General features: G+C 37.3%; 15 protein-coding genes and 2 pseudogenes. 7 read left to right on the top strand and 10 right to left on the bottom strand.

All coding sequences use genetic code 11. The features are described 5' to 3' along the window. From WBM70_RS06395 to nadA, 7 genes and pseudogenes are all read right to left on the bottom strand, one after another. Window positions 1–314, bottom strand: a pseudogene (locus WBM70_RS06395) (homoserine kinase); the annotation flags it as partial. A gap of 123 nt (window positions 315–437) precedes the next feature. Next, a complete protein-coding gene (locus tag WBM70_RS06390) occupies window positions 438–908 on the bottom strand; it encodes a hypothetical protein (RefSeq protein WP_424557669.1) in 471 nt (156 codons plus the stop codon). Continuing rightward, window positions 889–1,773: a UDP-3-O-acyl-N-acetylglucosamine deacetylase gene (lpxC, locus tag WBM70_RS06385; protein ID WP_424557668.1), complete on the bottom strand. Its 885-nt coding sequence runs from the start codon at window positions 1,771–1,773 to the stop codon at window positions 889–891. Before lpxC ends, WBM70_RS06390 begins: the two co-directional genes overlap by 20 nt. A 90-nt stretch (window positions 1,774–1,863) precedes the next feature. Beyond that, window positions 1,864–3,249 carry a M23 family metallopeptidase gene (locus WBM70_RS06380; protein ID WP_424557667.1) on the bottom strand — a complete coding sequence of 462 codons (1,386 nt, stop codon included), beginning with the start codon at window positions 3,247–3,249 and terminating at the stop codon, window positions 1,864–1,866. Then, on the bottom strand, window positions 3,239–4,204 hold the full coding sequence (locus WBM70_RS06375) for a DHH family phosphoesterase (RefSeq protein ID WP_424557666.1): 966 nt from the start codon (window positions 4,202–4,204) through the stop codon (window positions 3,239–3,241). The genes WBM70_RS06380 and WBM70_RS06375 overlap by 11 nt, the downstream gene beginning before the upstream one ends. 65 nt (window positions 4,205–4,269) lie before the next feature. Continuing rightward, window positions 4,270–5,091, bottom strand: a complete 822-nt coding sequence (nadC, locus tag WBM70_RS06370; RefSeq protein WP_424557665.1) for a carboxylating nicotinate-nucleotide diphosphorylase — start codon at window positions 5,089–5,091, stop codon at window positions 4,270–4,272. Next, window positions 5,091–6,098, bottom strand: coding sequence for a quinolinate synthase NadA (nadA, locus tag WBM70_RS06365; RefSeq protein WP_424557664.1), 1,008 nt, complete (start codon window positions 6,096–6,098; stop codon window positions 5,091–5,093). The genes nadC and nadA overlap by 1 nt, the downstream gene beginning before the upstream one ends. 131 nt (window positions 6,099–6,229) lie before the next feature. Between nadA and plsY the strand changes: the two genes are divergently transcribed. From plsY to WBM70_RS06335, 6 genes are all read left to right on the top strand, one after another. After that, window positions 6,230–6,853, top strand: a complete 624-nt coding sequence (plsY, locus tag WBM70_RS06360) for a glycerol-3-phosphate 1-O-acyltransferase PlsY (protein ID WP_424557663.1) — start codon at window positions 6,230–6,232, stop codon at window positions 6,851–6,853. 1 nt (window position 6,854) lies between these two features. Beyond that, a complete protein-coding gene (locus WBM70_RS06355; protein WP_424557662.1) occupies window positions 6,855–7,181 on the top strand; it encodes a dihydroneopterin aldolase in 327 nt (108 codons plus the stop codon). Between the two features lie 71 nt (window positions 7,182–7,252). After that, on the top strand, window positions 7,253–7,924 hold the full coding sequence (gene hsrA / locus WBM70_RS06350) for a homeostatic response regulator transcription factor HsrA (protein WP_424557661.1): 672 nt from the start codon (window positions 7,253–7,255) through the stop codon (window positions 7,922–7,924). A 41-nt stretch (window positions 7,925–7,965) separates the two neighbouring features. Further along, a complete protein-coding gene (locus WBM70_RS06345; protein ID WP_424557660.1) occupies window positions 7,966–8,388 on the top strand; it encodes a thiol-disulfide oxidoreductase DCC family protein in 423 nt (140 codons plus the stop codon). 75 nt (window positions 8,389–8,463) lie between these two features. Then, a complete protein-coding gene (locus WBM70_RS06340) occupies window positions 8,464–8,715 on the top strand; it encodes a YfhL family 4Fe-4S dicluster ferredoxin (RefSeq protein ID WP_424557659.1) in 252 nt (83 codons plus the stop codon). A gap of 7 nt (window positions 8,716–8,722) precedes the next feature. After that, window positions 8,723–10,246 (top strand): Ppx/GppA family phosphatase, encoded by a 1,524-nt coding sequence (locus WBM70_RS06335; protein ID WP_424557658.1) that lies wholly within the window; start codon window positions 8,723–8,725, stop codon window positions 10,244–10,246. A 51-nt stretch (window positions 10,247–10,297) separates the two neighbouring features. Here WBM70_RS06335 and bamA read toward each other — a convergent pair whose 3' ends face one another. Then, the gene (gene bamA, locus WBM70_RS06330; protein ID WP_424557657.1) at window positions 10,298–12,604 is read right to left on the bottom strand and encodes an outer membrane protein assembly factor BamA; all 2,307 of its coding nucleotides are present in this window, start codon (window positions 12,602–12,604) and stop codon (window positions 10,298–10,300) included. Between the two features lie 116 nt (window positions 12,605–12,720). Between bamA and WBM70_RS06325 the strand changes: the two genes are divergently transcribed. Further along, a complete protein-coding gene (locus tag WBM70_RS06325; protein WP_424557670.1) occupies window positions 12,721–13,554 on the top strand; it encodes a prephenate dehydrogenase in 834 nt (277 codons plus the stop codon). A 1-nt stretch (window position 13,555) separates the two neighbouring features. Here the strand turns inward: WBM70_RS06325 and WBM70_RS06320 are convergent, their stop codons facing one another. Continuing rightward, window positions 13,556–15,442: a TIGR00341 family protein gene (locus WBM70_RS06320; protein WP_424557656.1), complete on the bottom strand. Its 1,887-nt coding sequence runs from the start codon at window positions 15,440–15,442 to the stop codon at window positions 13,556–13,558. A gap of 48 nt (window positions 15,443–15,490) precedes the next feature. After that, window positions 15,491–15,671 (bottom strand): annotated as a pseudogene (locus WBM70_RS06315) (hypothetical protein); the annotation flags it as partial.

Genomic DNA, 15,671 nt, shown 5'->3' with positions numbered 1-15,671 from the left:
GTATATGCCCCACTCAAGGCAGCAACGATCACGGCTGAAGAACTTCCAAGTCCTCTTGAAATAGGAATACGATTCTGAAACTCAAATCTAAAATTATCTTCCCTGTCTGTAAGTCTTTTATAGTTTTCATTAAAGATACTTAAAAAAAGAGAATTCTTCTTTATCTTGGGATTATCCGCACCCTCTCCATGTGTTGATATACTTAAAAATTTTGAAGGTGTGATCGTAATTTCATTTCTTAGATCTACTGCAAGACCCAAAGTGTCAAATCCTGGGCCTAAGTTTGCAGAGGTTGCCGGTACGCTTATAAACATCATTGTCCTTATTTTGAACGCTTTTAGAGTAAAACTCCAAAAACTACGCTGACCGCTCTGTCATACCCAAGGGTATTTCCTCTGGGCACTTTAGCTCTTATCTCAACTACATGTCACATGTAGCTAGACAGCTGGGATTTTGTAGTCAGGTGTTGATTCTTCATCTAATTCAAGATCTTGAATACTCTGAGGTAATGTAAACTTTACATTGACTGGCTGTTCATATTTTTTTGTAATTATAGTCTCTTTTTCCTTGATAAAATAAAGATTTCCTATTGCTTTAATAGGTTCTCCTCCATTTAAGGCAAAACCACTACATCCCACACACTTGATACCTCGCATAATTTCCATCGTCTTAAGCATAATATAGGTGAGTTTTATGGCCATATAAGAACCAGGGCCTCTTGTATATATCATGGTAGAGATATCATATCTGTCTAAACACTCTTTGATCAAAGGTAAAAGAACCTCGGAGGTTTTTAATTCACTGGTGATGGATTCGATAAGTTCACCATCTTCATATACACCTATCATAAGAGGTGAAGAGATAGAGATAATAAGAAGTTCGTATGATTTAGGCAAAACTTTTTGCAAATGTCCTACTTTGCAACTCTTCTACGGCTACAAGATCATAGTTTTTGCTATCAGAGAGCAATTTAGATGTAAGTTTATAATTGAGATCATGACTTCCTGCAAATGATTCATATTTAGCCAGTATATTGTGTCCTGATACCATCATATCTCCCATAGCATCTAAGATCTTATGTCTTGCGAACTCATTCTCAAAACGTAATCCTTCAGGATTGAGTACTTTATGGTCATCAAGCCCTATAGCATTTTGGAGTGTCGCTCCAAGTGCCAGGTTTTGACTTTGAAGATACTGTATATCTTTAGCAAATCCAAATGTTCTTGCTCTTGCGATCTCTTCAACAAAATTTTCCGTACTAAAATCAAAACTTTCTTTCTGATCGCCTATCACAGGATGGTCAAACTTGATACGGAAATCAAATTGTGCACTGTCATGAGGTAATAGGCGAACAAATTTATCACCCTCTTGCACCTCAACCGGTTTTTTAACACGTATTATCTTCTTTGGTGCATCTTGTTCTTCGATACCTGCTTCTTCTAACAAAAGACAAAAAGAGATAGATGAACCATCCATAATAGGCATTTCATTTCCATCTACTATAACACGCATATTGTCTATCCCATAAGCATAAACAGAAGAAAGAAAATGCTCTATTGTAGAGATATAACCTTTTTCATTTCCTATAACCGTGGCCATACGAGTATCTATCACTGAGTCAGGAGAAAGCGGTATGCTCATCGCAAGATCTTCACGATAGAACATAATGCCGGCATCCACATCAAGCGGTTCAAGTCTTAACTTGATAGGCTCACCTTTGTGTAACCCAATACCTACAACTTCAACTGCTTTTTTCAGTGTTCTTTGCTGCATTACTCTCTCCTTTCTCCTTTTTTATTGCTAGTATTATACTATAATATAATAATTATTGCAAAAAGAATACTTTAGTGTATAATATTTAAGCTATTTCCCAACGATTATCTTATCTGCTTTCTTAAATATGTCATCGATATTTTTTCTGATCCACTCTTGATCAAACCATTCTACAGGTCTTACTTCTATACCCTGAACCAAAAGACCAAAATGCAGATGGTCCCCAAGTGCTAGGCCTGAAACACCTGTTTTTGCGATAGCATCTCCTGTCTTTACTTCATCGCCTTCACTGACCAACAATTGAGAACAGTGCCCATACAAAGAATAGAGTCCCAACCCATGATCGATCATAGGCATATTTCCATAGATACCATTTTCATTGGCGTAGACTACTTTACCCGGATTGGATGCTTTGATCGTTGCCATTTTTGTACTTGCCAGATCATATCCTACATGATATGAGTGTGACACTACATTATCTTTATCACCATAATAGTAGTGTCTTTCATCCCCATAGCTGGCAACTTTTTGTCCATTTCTGAGTGGATAGAATTTTGTTACTTTCCAGTTTTCTAAAATATCAGAAGATACTTCTTTACTTAAACCATGTATCAACGCTTCATTTTTCAAACGCATCGTCTCATTTATAGCTTTTAACTTTTCAAGTCTATCATCTATATTGGCATACTCTGGATCACTTGATGCCAGGTCTGTGATCTTTCCATCTATGAATTTGTCTTTGGCTTTGATCCATGAAACTTTATACTGATGGTTTTTTACATAAAAAGGTATGTCAGCAACACGCTCATTCTTAGCAGCGTCGATTGCAACCACGTTAGCTTTAAACTCTTCTTTCGTAAATGGCCATGCGATAAGTGCTGCATAGTATCCTTCTTTTTTATAAGGCTGGGCCTTGAACTTCTCGTCCCCTACTTGCACATAGAGCATATCTAGATTCTCATCTTCTGCCTGAAATATAACCAAGGCACTTCCGCCTTGTGTAATACTATAAGAGTTTGAAACAACATTCACATTTGGTCTTTTGTAATCCACATTGATATCAATGACTTCTTCATTTTTATTACCCTGACCAAAGTTCCACAAACTGCTGTCATTGACTGAGACTTTTAATTTTAACTTTGTCGCCTTTGGATCCAATGTCTTACTTGTGGGGTACTTCACCAAAAGTGTTTGTTCTCTTGTTTTCTCCTCAAATATCCCTTGTCCTACGATCAAACTGTTTTTCCCATCACTCAAGATAAGCTCAAAACTTTTTAATCCTTCATTATCAGCAAGTTGGACTTTGAACGGATCTTTACGATTCCAAAACATGTTTTGTTCACTGTGGATTGTCGGCACTTCTTTTTCAAATTCTGGTGCCGTATATACATAGCCTGCTCCAGCAATCAATCCTAAGAGTACTAATACTGCAACGATCTTACCGCCACCGCCTCTTTTTACTTTTCTATTTCTCATTAATAATTCCTAATTCTTCTATCTTTGTTAAAATTGTATCTATACTTTCTTGTAATCCAAATTGTGTTAAAGTAAAACCTGCAGCAACCTTATGTCCACCACCACCAAAAGCCATGGCCACTTTGGATACATCCGCTTTTTTACTGCGTAAGGAGATGCGTATGCCATCATCTAGTTCCATGGCAAAAACTGCCATTTCAACCGTGGCAAGAGATCTTCCGTAATCTACTACACCCTCCATATCCGGTACTGTAGCACCTGTCGCTTCTATATCTTTTTTAGTCACCATAAGTGTAGCGATTCTTGCTTCATTATGTAAGGACAATGAGGATAAAGCTTTTTCTAAAATACGCAGTGAACTCAAAGGTCGTCTCTGCGTAAAATGATAAGCTATCTCATTGGGAACTGCGCCTGCTTGAACCAAATCCCTAGCTACATTAAATACCTCTTCATTCATTGAAGTCGTTGTGAAGTATCTTGTATCAGAAAGCAATGCTGCATAAAAACATGTCGCTGCATCCTTCTTTATGGGATACAGTTCTCTAAACAATGCATAAGCTACTTGTGATGCAGAGGCATGATCTGCATCAACAATATTAATACTTCCATAGCGTGTATTACTCCGATGATGGTCGATATTGATGATATCTCTACCTACTAGATCAAATCCCAATCTATCTAGACTTCCACAATCACATGAGAAGATCAAACTATCCGTATAATCCATTTGATGTTTGATCTTTGTAAAGTTTGGTAAAAAATCGAGATGAAGAGGCAAAGCAGTAGAAGCATTCACTACTTCAACTCTTTTACTTTTATCTTGACTCAACAGTGCATAAATACCTAGTGCTGTACCCAATGTATCTGCATCTGGGTTCAGATGGGAAAGTATTGTAATAGCATTCGCATTGGCTATTTTATTTTTAACTTCCCCATAGGGTAGACTCTCAATCATTATATTGTTCTTTCATCTTTTACTTCACACGACTCGCATTATATAGGAAGAGTGTTAACAGATTGTTACGACTCCACCTTCATAGAAAGATCTATCCAATTTGCCTGATGAATTACGGCCCCTGAACTAATGGCATCTACCCCAGTACTTGCAATTGCCTTGATCGTTTGAAGGGTCACATTACCACTAGCTTCAAGTACAATATGAGGATAGTTTTCATTTCTGTATGCTACTACTTCTTTGGTCTCTTCTATAGACATATTATCGCACATCACAATGTCTGCACCCGCTTCCATGGCTTTTTTGACCATACTAAGGTTTTCACATTCAATTTCAACTTTAGAAGTAAATGGTATTTTCTGTCGTACCTCTTGCATAAATACATCCACGTCATCTATGGTCTGAAGATGTGTGTCTTTTAGCATAAGGCAATCATCAAGTCCCATACGGTGATTAATTCCCCCTCCACAACGAACAGCGTATTTTTCAAATTCACGAAGCAGTGGTCTTGTTTTTCTTGTATCCAGCAACTTCACACCTGTATCTTTGATAGCATCGACATATTCAGCTGTCAAAGTCGCTATAGAACTTGCATGCAGCACCATATCTAGAATAGAACGTTCTAAAGAAAGTATGGTTTTTGAATCTCCTGAAATAAAAAGAAGTTTCTCACCCTTTGTGAAGCGACTTCCATCAGATACTTTCCATTCCAATGTCAGATCATACATCTTGGCAAAAGTTTCTACATACTCTTTCCCAGCAAATACACCATCACTTTTGGCGATGATATATGCCCGTATAGGTTTACCTGTACTAATACGTGAAAATAGATCTCCACGTCCCAAGTCCTCAGCTACTAAAGCCTTTAAAAATGTCTCTTTTAACATTATTTTATCGCCAACATACGTTCTAATGCCAAGTTTGCATACTCTATTGTATGAGGATCTACTACGATCTCATTGATAGGTTGATCATCTTCTATGGACTTCAGCGTATTATAGAGATCTTCCAATGTCGTTTCATTCATGGTAGGGCATTCAGGTTTGGTAGAAGAGAGCACATAGGTATTGCCTTTTCTCATTCTGTTCACAAGATTGTACTCTGTCCCAATAGCTACTTTCTGTTCAGGGTCAAGGTCATTGACATACTTGATAAGCTGTGATGTAGAACCTGAAAAATCGGCAGCGAGTACGACACTTGGATCGCATTCTGGGTGTACGGCTATCTTGATATCTGGATATTTATTGCGGTAAAACTCTATGTCATCCACTGTAAAGAGCTGGTGTACAGAACAAAAACCGTTAAAACAGATAATGTCTGCTTCGTTAGGATCACACTCATTTCCATCTACTTCTACACCGATCACACAAGACTTCAGTCCCATCTGTATGGCGAAGTTCTGTCCTAAACATCTGTCGGGAACAAAGAGGATCTTCTTCCCACTCTCTAGGCCTTTTTCAATGATCTTAAAAGCATTTGAAGAGGTACAGACCAATCCACCCATTTCACCTACTTTTGCCTTCACTGATGCATCAGAGTTGATATAGGTAATCGGTAAGATATTTTCTTTAGCAATACCTCTATCGACCATGTACTGTACTGATTCTTCAAAATAAGAACCATCCATCATACGTGCCATAGCACAACAGGCTATTTTTGGCATAAGTACACGCTTTTCAGGTGCAATGACCTTTACACTTTGGCCCATAAACCCAACACCGCAAAAAACGACCCAAGGGTTTGTATCTGCCTTACATCTACGTGCCAACTCCAGACTGTCACCTATGATATCAGCCATTTCAAACACTTCGTCACGCTGATAATAGTGGGCAACTACCGTTACATCCAATTCTTTTTTCAGCCTGTTAATTTCAGCTTTGTAATCAATACTCATTTATATCCTTCAGGAATTGAATCCTCTCACTAGTGTGGCTATTTTATCAAAATTCGGATAAAATTGCACTATTCAAGTACTTATAACATTTTCAAGATAAGTACAGTATAAATTTTAATTGTGGACAAATCATGGACTTTTTAACGAATCAAAATATTTTACTCTATCTTGCAGCCTATCTCATAGCCGGAATCCCTTTTGGATATCTACTGGCTAAAAAATTTGCCGGAGTTGACATTAAAGAAGCAGGTAGTGGGAATATCGGTGCGACAAATGTACTTCGTGTGGTGAAAGAACAAGACCCTAAACTTGCAAAAAAACTAGGTGCCATCACACTCTTTTTGGATGCGATCAAAGGTGTTCTTGTCATACTTGTGGCGATGATGCTTGACGCTCCAGCAAGTGTACTTTGGACCATAGCTGTACTTGCTGTTGTAGGTCACTGTTTCTCTGCGTTCCTTTTCTTTGAAGGAGGGAAAGGTGTTGCTACAGGTTTTGGGGTATTGCTGGTCATGATGCCCATACCTGCACTCATTGCCATTGTGGTTTGGCTGGTTGCAGCCAAAGGATTAAAAATCTCATCACTCTCATCACTTATAGGACTTATTGCATTTATCATCGCGTCTTATGTAATGTATCCTGAAGTACCGGGAATCGGTTCTCATGCCCCTATCTGGATCATCGCATTTATCATTTTCTATAAACATATTCCAAATATCGTCAGAATGTTCAATAAAGAAGAAGGCAAAGTGTAAAATGACCATTCATATAGAAGATCTTATCTTTGATGTCATCATTGGTGTACTTGACTTTGAACGAGATAAACCACAGCGTGTCATCATTAATCTTGAAGCTTCTTATGATTATAGCGACAACAAATTTATAGATTATGCTGATATGGTTCTGTTGATACAGAATGAACTCAAAGAAAAACGCTATGAACTTTTAGAAAATGCCCTAATAGGAATTCAAAAGTTACTCTATACCAGTTACCCTCAACTTCAAACACTTTCCCTGAAAATTTCTAAACCAGATATTCTACCTCAATGTACAGTTTCCTTAAGTAAAACTTGGAATTTTTAAATTTTTTTTAAAAATCACCTTTTTTTGTGTTATAATATTAAATAAATCTTAAAGATAAAAAAGGTTCGCTTATGAGAATATTGATCATAGAAGACGAAGGGACGCTCAGTAAGATACTTTCAGATGCACTCACTGAAGAAGGTTATCAAAACGATATAGCTGAAAATCTTGGCGATGCAAAATATTATCTTGATATCAGAAACTACGATTTAGTATTGCTTGATTGGCCATCTACTACTGAAAAGAATCTTGATATTATCACCACTATCAAGGCTGAAGCACATAAAACGTCTGTCATTGTTCTTTCTGAGCGTGAAGACAAAGAGAGTGAGATCAAGGCACTGCGCTCTGGTGCGGATGATTTTATCAGAAAACCTCTTGATTATGATATTTTGCTGGTACGTATTGAAGCAAAACTACGATTTGGTGTCTCTAATATTATTGAGATAGAAGACCTTATTATTAATCCAGAAGAGGAAAAAATCATCTATCAGGGTGAAGAGATAGAGCTCAAAGGTAAACCGTTTGAAGTGCTTACGCATTTGGCAATGCATAAAGACCAGATCGTTTCCAAAGAGCAACTGCTTGATGCTATTTGGGAAGAGCCAGAGCTTGTGACACCTAACGTCATCGAAGTGGCCATCAATCAGATCCGTCAAAAGATGGATAAACCTTTAGATATCACCACGATAGAAACTGTGAGAAGACGTGGATATAGATTCTGTTTTCCTAAAAAGATCTAAGAGATCTTTGGTCCCATAACACCTTTGGGTGTTATTCTCCTATGTGGTTCAAACCTTCTCATCCCCAAACCGAAGCTATTTTGTTTTTTGATGGAACCTGTGCATTTTGTAATGCTGTTGTTCGATTTGTCTTAGTAAGAGACAAACATGATCTGCTCACTTTTGCGCCTCTTCAGGGTGAAACTATTAAAGAAAAGAATATTGATACAATAGATATTGACAGCATTATACTTTATACACAAAATGAAGAAGTACTCTATAAAAGTGATGCAGTCATCGCTTTACTTGAACGATTGGGCGGTCTATGGTTCTTTTGGGCTAAAGTCATAAAATTCTTCCCTAAAGTATTGCGTGATGCAACTTATGATCTTATCGCAAGAATTCGCTACAAAATTGCAGGTAAAATGAAGGATGATTCATGCCCGATTTTACCAAAAAACTACCAAAGTAAAATTTTATTATAAATTCACAGATAATTTAACTTAAGAATAAGCTTTGTTCCGTTATAACTCGTATAAATAACATATACAGAGGAAACCATGGCATTAGTAATAGATGATGAATGTATCGCATGTGACGCATGTAGAGAAGAATGTCCTAATGAGGCCATTGAAGAAAATGATCCGATTTATCTTATAGATCCAGATAGATGTACAGAATGTGTAGGTCATTTTGATGAGCCTCAATGTATCGCTGTATGTCCAGTAGACTGTATTATCCCTGATCCTGATAATGTTGAGAATGTTGAAGAGTTAAAATTCAAATATGACAAGCTTCAAGAAGAAGAGTAGCTAATCCATGGCAAAAAGAACTGCTATCATTGATATCGGTTCTAACTCTGCAAGACTAGTTATCTTTGAAAAAACAAGTCGTTACGGCTTTCATCTTATTTGCGAACAAAAATCCAAAGTTCGTATTGGTGAAGGTGCTTATGAAAAACAAGGTTATCTTCAACCCATTGGTATAAAAAGAGCCTACCTTACCTTAAAATCCTTTCTTCATACTATTGATAAATATCAGACACACAAAACGCTTTGTGTTGCTACTTCTGCTCTTAGAGATGCGCCGAATGGAAAAGAGTTTGTGCAATGGATACAAAAAGAACTTGGACTCTATATCAAGATCATTGATGGTAATAAAGAAGCTAGATATGGTGGTATTGCCGCCGTCAACTTGTTACCTATACATGAGGGGATCAGTATCGATATCGGTGGAGGGTCATCAGATATGACACTCATGAAAGATGGGCATATCATAGACACCTATTCACTGAATCTTGGTACAGTGAGACTCAAAGAACTCTTTTTTGACAAAGGTTTAAGTGCTAAAGAGATCAATGAAAAAGCAAAAGCATATATACAAGATGAATTAAAGCATCTTCCGGTACATTTTAAACATCATTTAGCCATAGGGATAGGTGGAACAGCCAGAACTCTTTCCAAGGGCATCATGAAGCAGGTTGCCTATCCTTTGGATAAACTTCACGCTTTCACTTACAGTGTGAAAAAGCACAAAGCCTATCTTGATGCGATTCCTCTTTCAAGTGCAAAAAACCTTAAACAGTTTGGTTTAAAAAAGAACCGTTACGATACTATAAGAGAAGGTACACTGATCTTCAATGAGATACTTGCACATATAGGTACAAAAACAGTAATATCAAGTGCTGTCGGTGTACGCGAAGGGGTATTTTTAGATCAACTACTTAAAGATGATAATCTGAAATTTCCAAGTAATATCAATCCAAGTATTGTTTCCATACTCGATAGATTTAAACCTTTGGTCACGATAGAAAAAAAGCGAAAAACAAAACTCAAATTAGCCTCAACACTCTATAGTGTACTGCAAAAAGGCATCAATGATAACAAACAATATGAAAAGGAACTTTTATGGGCTGTAAAGCTCTCTAGTATCGGACAAACACTAACGATCTACAGATCACACCAACATGCTTTTTATATAGCTATGCAAGAGTTAAATTATGGTTTTACACATGAAGAGATACTGCTTATATCATCACTGTTACGTATGTTTGGGAAGGAACTTCTTAACAAACCTCTGTTTGAACACTACGAAACGCTTCTCCCACCAAAACAAACCATACTTTGGTTAAGTTTTATCTATACACTTACAGTACTTTTGCATGAAGCCTCCAATAGTGCAAATATCACCTTTGCGTATGAAAACCAGACACTCCGTATCCACTCGAATAAACCGCTATATTTGGCCAAAGAAAAAGTGAAAGCGTTAGAGAAACCTATACCATTTGCTATTATTATAGAAGATGAAAGTGCTTTACCGGAAAATAAAACGTTGGGGATTTAAAATATGTTCAAACAGGCAAGGTGATCACCTTGCCTGCATAGAAGTGTAGAATTAGAACCTCGTACCCATAGAAAACTCAAATACTGCTGTATCATCACCTGGTTCATCATCAATAGGATAAGCAAATACAAGATTAATCGGCCCGAATCCAGACTGCCAGTCTAGAACAACACCTGTTGAAGACCTAGTGATATCATTTTCAAGGATGGGGCTGCTTTCAAAAATATCAGCGTCATTACTTATATAACCATAATCGTAGAAAAATGCCAGTCTCATTTTTGCTGCTTCAGATAACGGAATACTCGCTTCAACAGTTCCGGAAGCACGTTGGGTTCCCCCGACCAAATCTCCATTTTCTAATCTAGGGGCCAAAGAATACGGATTATACCCTCTTACACTACCTATACCCCCCATAAAGAGTTTCTCTCCAATTGGTAACTTTTTATTTTCATCTCTATTGATATAGGTTGCTCTTCCTTTGAGACGCAGGATGAGATCATAATCGATCCAATCTTCCAATCCATAGTAGAATCCTATTTTAGCACTTGTTTTGAATGTATCTGTATATCCATCATAAAAAGTTGCATTGTAATCATCACCATCCAATTGTGCATACTCAAAATTCACTACTGCTCTCATTCCCTCTCTTGCATTATAAAAATCATCTGTATTATCAAAACTGATAGTGGTAAATACTGAAGCCTTCTTATATTGATCATTATACAGAAGGCTATTAAGTAAAGTAGTGTTTGAATCTTCATTATAACTTGATTGGTTATCTACATATCCGATTCCTAAAGAACCATTGAAGTATCTATAGAACTCACGACCGAATGTCATCGATCCACCCAGTTGATCTTGTGTATAATCGATATACTCATAATCTCTTTTATACACGCTGACCCCGAAGCTGTACATACTGTCCCAAATCTTTGGATTGACAAAAGAAAGATTATAGTTCGTTGAAACTTTCGAGATCTCAAAGCCTAAAGTTGAGTTGATTCCTGATCCAAAGAAATTTCTATCAGAGATAGAAGCATTTACCATCAAACCTTCATAACTTCCGTATCCCCCACCAGCAGAGATGGTACCAGTAGAGGTCTCGCTTACCTTGACAAGTAAATTAATTTTATCCGCAGAGATTCTTTGACTTTCAACATCTACCTTTTCAAAGAACCCTGTTCTTCCCAAAGCATTTTTTGAATCTTTAAGGTCTCTGGCATTAAATTTATCGCCCGGTGCCAAGTAGATATAACGACGGATGACCCTGTCTTTTGTGATGTCATTACCAGAGATAATAACATCATTGATACTCACGATCTCTCCTGGCTCGATCACATAATTTAGATTGATGATCTTTTTCTCAGGATCCTTATGCATTTGAGGAGCAACTTTTACAAATGCATAACCAAGATTACCCACTTCTTCTTCCAAGAGAGTTATATCTTTACGCATACGCTTAATGTTAAATATCTTTCCTTCTTTCAGTATGAGGTTTTCTTTTAGGTCTTCCGTATTGATCCCAGGTACCTGTTGTGTAACACCTATAGTTCCAACACGATACTGTACACCTTCAACCACTTGATAGTCTACTTTTGCATTATACGAACCAAAGTCTACTCTCATAAGAGGTTTACTCACATAAGCATCCAAATATCCTTTTCTCATATAGGCATCTTTCACTCTATATGCATCATATTCGAGCTGATCTACTGTAGCTTCGCCATTATTTCTCCAAGGCATCCAGCCAAGGAAATCTTTCTCTTTGTTCGCAAGATCTAATTCAATGTCATTTTGAACCAGTTCATCCGCACCTATAAAGTTCTGTTCCTGGATAATGATCTTCTCACCTTTATTTACATCAAATACAAGTGCCACACTGCTTTCACCTACAGGTGTGGTAGTAATATCCACAACAGTATCATAATACCCTTGACTTTCCAACTTTGCAATCAGTGTTCTTTCAGCTTTTCGGACACGTCTCTCATCATAGAGATCACCTTTTTTAACGCCTATACCTTCTAAAAGTTTTGTACCTTCATCACCTGATCCAAACCCTTTGATATCAACATTCGCAATAGCCAACTTCTCTTCAAAATGATAAATAAGTACACTGCCTTGTTGATCTACCCATACGTCTTTAAAGTACCCTTGTGAGAAAAAGTTTTTAATAGAATCATTGATTTTCTCAGCAGTGATCTCATCACCTACACGAATATTCGCGATCTCTTTTGCACTTGTCGGAGAAAGATGTGCAAGCCCCTCAAATTTGATTTGTGTAACTTTTTGGGCGGAAAGGAGTGAACCTATTAATATCCAAGAAAAGAGTATCTGAAAAAGTGCTATCTTTTTGATCATAGTAAGCCTTAGTATAATTTGCTATTATTTTATCTTTATTTCGATAAGAACATCATAAGAAACAGAGAAATCATGTTATACTCTTCAAAAAATGAAGTAGGTATATTATGTCCATGATCAAAGTCGGTATAGTTGGTTTAGGACTTATGGGTGGTTCTCTAAGTCTTGCACTGAAAAAACACTCCAAAGACTATTACATCATAGGGCTGGATCATAATAAACTTCATTGTAAAGAGGCACTCGAATTAGATCTTGTCGATGAGATCTGTACCTCTATTCAAACACTCAAAAGCTGTGATATCATCTTTCTAAGTATTCCAGTGGATGGTATTATCTCTGTCACTAAAAAATTATCCCCTCTAACAGATACATGTACCGTCATCGATCTAGGAAGTACAAAAGAAAAGATCTCTCTTTCTATTCCTTCTGATATAAGAGAGAATTTTGTAGCTGCGCACCCTATGACAGGTACAGAAAAATTTGGTCCTACCGCTGCACTTGAAGATCTCTACACCGACAAAGTTGTTGTACTCTGTGACCTTGAAAAAAGTGGAACACATCAACAAAACGTTGCCAAAACACTTTTTACGGACATAGGGATGAATATCGTATCCATGGGTTCTAAAGAGCATGATAGACATGCTGCCTTTATTTCCCATATGCCGCATGCAGTAAGTTATGCATTGGCAAATTCTGTGATGGCACAAGAAGCTTCGAAAAGTATTATTGCCCTTGCTGGCGGTGGATTTAAAGATATGAGCCGTATCGCAAAATCTTCACCCAATATGTGGGAAGATATCTTCAGACAAAACAAGACCAATCTACTCGAAGCGATCAATTCATTTCAATCAGAACTAAAAAAATGCCAAAAAATGGTAGAAAATGAAGAGTGGGAAACACTCAATGATTGGATGGAAGATGCCAACACCCTACATGATATTTTAGACTAGGCTACAACCTATATCTAAATGTTGCTATCACCTCAACCTTTTTACCTATGCTTTTTTCTATCACTTCTTTTAAGCGTAGCTTCTCTTCTTTTGTAAGTATCCCTGTTGCCAGCACTTCACAACGAACTTCATTTACATTCTTACGGTGAACAAGCTCTATATGCAGTAGTTTTACATCATTTCCCCCTACAGAAAATGCTAAATTTGAAAGTATGGTCTGTACACGTATATCTTCTTGCATTTTATTAAATGAACTATACAATGGTATAGCTACAATTGTCACAATAACCATCCATATAAGTATCCCTTTTTTGGCGACATGTAAAGGAGAAAAACCCAAAATAACAAAGGTTAATGCAGCAGCAAGAACAATACCAACAAGATTGGTAATAAAAAGTAGAAATGCCGTACCAAACATATGCCAATCAACCCAACCAAGGCCTATCCCTGCTACAGCAAGAGGAGGAACCAAGGCAACCGCAATTGCAACCCCCGCCAGGGAACCCAGTATTTTTTCATTACTCTTTGCATACGCTGCTGCTACACCTGATACAATAGCAACAAAGAGGTCCAATATGGTTGGAGAAAGTCGTCCTGCCATTTCCGAAGTTAGTCTTTCTATAGGTGTGAAAAATGCAATAATAGCTGCAGTAGCGAGTACAGCTATCACACCTATAGCGATGGTTTTCGCACCATTCAATTCTAGATCACTGTCTTGCCTTAATACCCCCATACTTAAACTTACAATCGGCTGCATTAGAGGAGCTAACAACATTGCCCCAATCACCACTGAACTTGAATTAATAAAGAGTCCAAAAGTAGCGATCATCGTTGCAAGTATAAGTAATATCATATAACTTGATCTCAGCCGGCTCTCTTCTCTTAGATTTTTAAAAAGTGTCGTATATTGTGACTGGCTGGCATGAGAGAAAAGAGGGATGGATTTATTTAAATGATCTGTATTCTCTTCAGCTGATGGAAGATGATCTACTTTGATACTGTCTTTTGTACTGTATTCTTTACTCCGTTTTTCCCAAAATCCATCACCTACGCTCAATGCTAAAGCACTCTGCTTAACTTCCAGTTCTACAGGTGTCTGTTGTACTGTAGAAGAGTCTATCAGCACCTTTAGAGGAACTTTAGACTCTATAGTAATTTTACTGCTTCGTATATATCCTACAGACCTTGGTAAAGCTTTAGGTGTCCAGTGTGAGACTAAAGAGCTAAATAAATACCCTACATATTGTACGATCGACGCAGGAGAAAGCACTACAAGAGAAAACCTCCCATCATTTCCACTGAGTTGTGAAGTAATGAGTTTGGCGGCAAACGTAGCGTTATTGTATTCAAGTCCTACTGCACCTACTGCAGATAGATTAATCACTTTGTCTTTTGCATCAGTGATCTTCATTTGTGTGTGTTTAAGTGTTTTAACTTTTTTGATTATACTCCAAAAAAGTTTTATCCTATCTAAAAAAGTTTTACCCTCTAAAGTTGTATCAAACTGGTCGAGCGGAGGAGCATCACCTACCACAACTTCTTGAATGACGATACTGCCATTACAATAAAGTAAGTCAATCATTTTTTCACTTAGTTTTAATGCCTGCTCAACAGCATCTTCCGTCTTAGTCTTTAAAGCAAATGTACGGATAAGTTCTTTTTGTGTAGGCCGTGGAATGATGCCCAAAGGAAGATTATTTTGATGTGCTATGCTCATCAGCATTTTTATCTCTTCAATACATCCAGTCACAAGAAGATGAGAAACTCTAGAAAGATCAATTTCTCCAAGGCTAGTGAAAGAAATATAGGTGACTGTTTCTTTCACTAAAAATGTTTTGACTGTTTCAAGGTATGCTTTATCTTCTTCTGCATAAATATAATAAATCATAGATACTATTTGTCCTTTAGATGCCAAGCTAAAGATATTGTACCTATTCTACCTAAAACGCTCTACCATCTCTTTGAGTACCTTTTTATCTATCTCTATTGATTTATCACCATTTTTACGGGCATACAGTTTACGTACCATCTCTTCCACTTTTGCGTCTTCACTCATGTGTGCATACAGTATTTTTAAAGCTTCAGACTCTTTGTACGGATTTGCACTTCTGCTTTTC

The organism is Sulfurovum sp., assembly GCF_049668085.1.
GTDB lineage: Bacteria > Campylobacterota > Campylobacteria > Campylobacterales > Sulfurovaceae > Sulfurovum.
The sequence above is the reverse complement of the archived record's forward strand: the minus strand, read 5'-3'. Positions and strand labels throughout refer to the sequence as shown.

What these genes read in the sequence shown, in the direction of transcription:
- lpxC (WP_424557668.1), bottom strand. Translation starts at nt 1,773, where the DNA reads ATGCAGCAAAGAACACTGAAAAAAGCAGTTGAAGTTGTAGGTATTGGG.
- WBM70_RS06380 (WP_424557667.1), bottom strand. Translation starts at nt 3,249, where the DNA reads ATGAGAAATAGAAAAGTAAAAAGAGGCGGTGGCGGTAAGATCGTTGCA.
- WBM70_RS06375 (WP_424557666.1), bottom strand. Translation starts at nt 4,204, where the DNA reads ATGATTGAGAGTCTACCCTATGGGGAAGTTAAAAATAAAATAGCCAAT.
- nadC (WP_424557665.1), bottom strand. Translation starts at nt 5,091, where the DNA reads ATGTTAAAAGAGACATTTTTAAAGGCTTTAGTAGCTGAGGACTTGGGA.
- nadA (WP_424557664.1), bottom strand. Translation starts at nt 6,098, where the DNA reads ATGAGTATTGATTACAAAGCTGAAATTAACAGGCTGAAAAAAGAATTG.
- plsY (WP_424557663.1), top strand. Translation starts at nt 6,230, where the DNA reads ATGGACTTTTTAACGAATCAAAATATTTTACTCTATCTTGCAGCCTAT.
- WBM70_RS06355 (WP_424557662.1), top strand. Translation starts at nt 6,855, where the DNA reads ATGACCATTCATATAGAAGATCTTATCTTTGATGTCATCATTGGTGTA.
- hsrA (WP_424557661.1), top strand. Translation starts at nt 7,253, where the DNA reads ATGAGAATATTGATCATAGAAGACGAAGGGACGCTCAGTAAGATACTT.
- WBM70_RS06345 (WP_424557660.1), top strand. Translation starts at nt 7,966, where the DNA reads ATGTGGTTCAAACCTTCTCATCCCCAAACCGAAGCTATTTTGTTTTTT.
- WBM70_RS06340 (WP_424557659.1), top strand. Translation starts at nt 8,464, where the DNA reads ATGGCATTAGTAATAGATGATGAATGTATCGCATGTGACGCATGTAGA.
- WBM70_RS06335 (WP_424557658.1), top strand. Translation starts at nt 8,723, where the DNA reads ATGGCAAAAAGAACTGCTATCATTGATATCGGTTCTAACTCTGCAAGA.
- bamA (WP_424557657.1), bottom strand. Translation starts at nt 12,604, where the DNA reads ATGATCAAAAAGATAGCACTTTTTCAGATACTCTTTTCTTGGATATTA.
- WBM70_RS06320 (WP_424557656.1), bottom strand. Translation starts at nt 15,442, where the DNA reads ATGATTTATTATATTTATGCAGAAGAAGATAAAGCATACCTTGAAACA.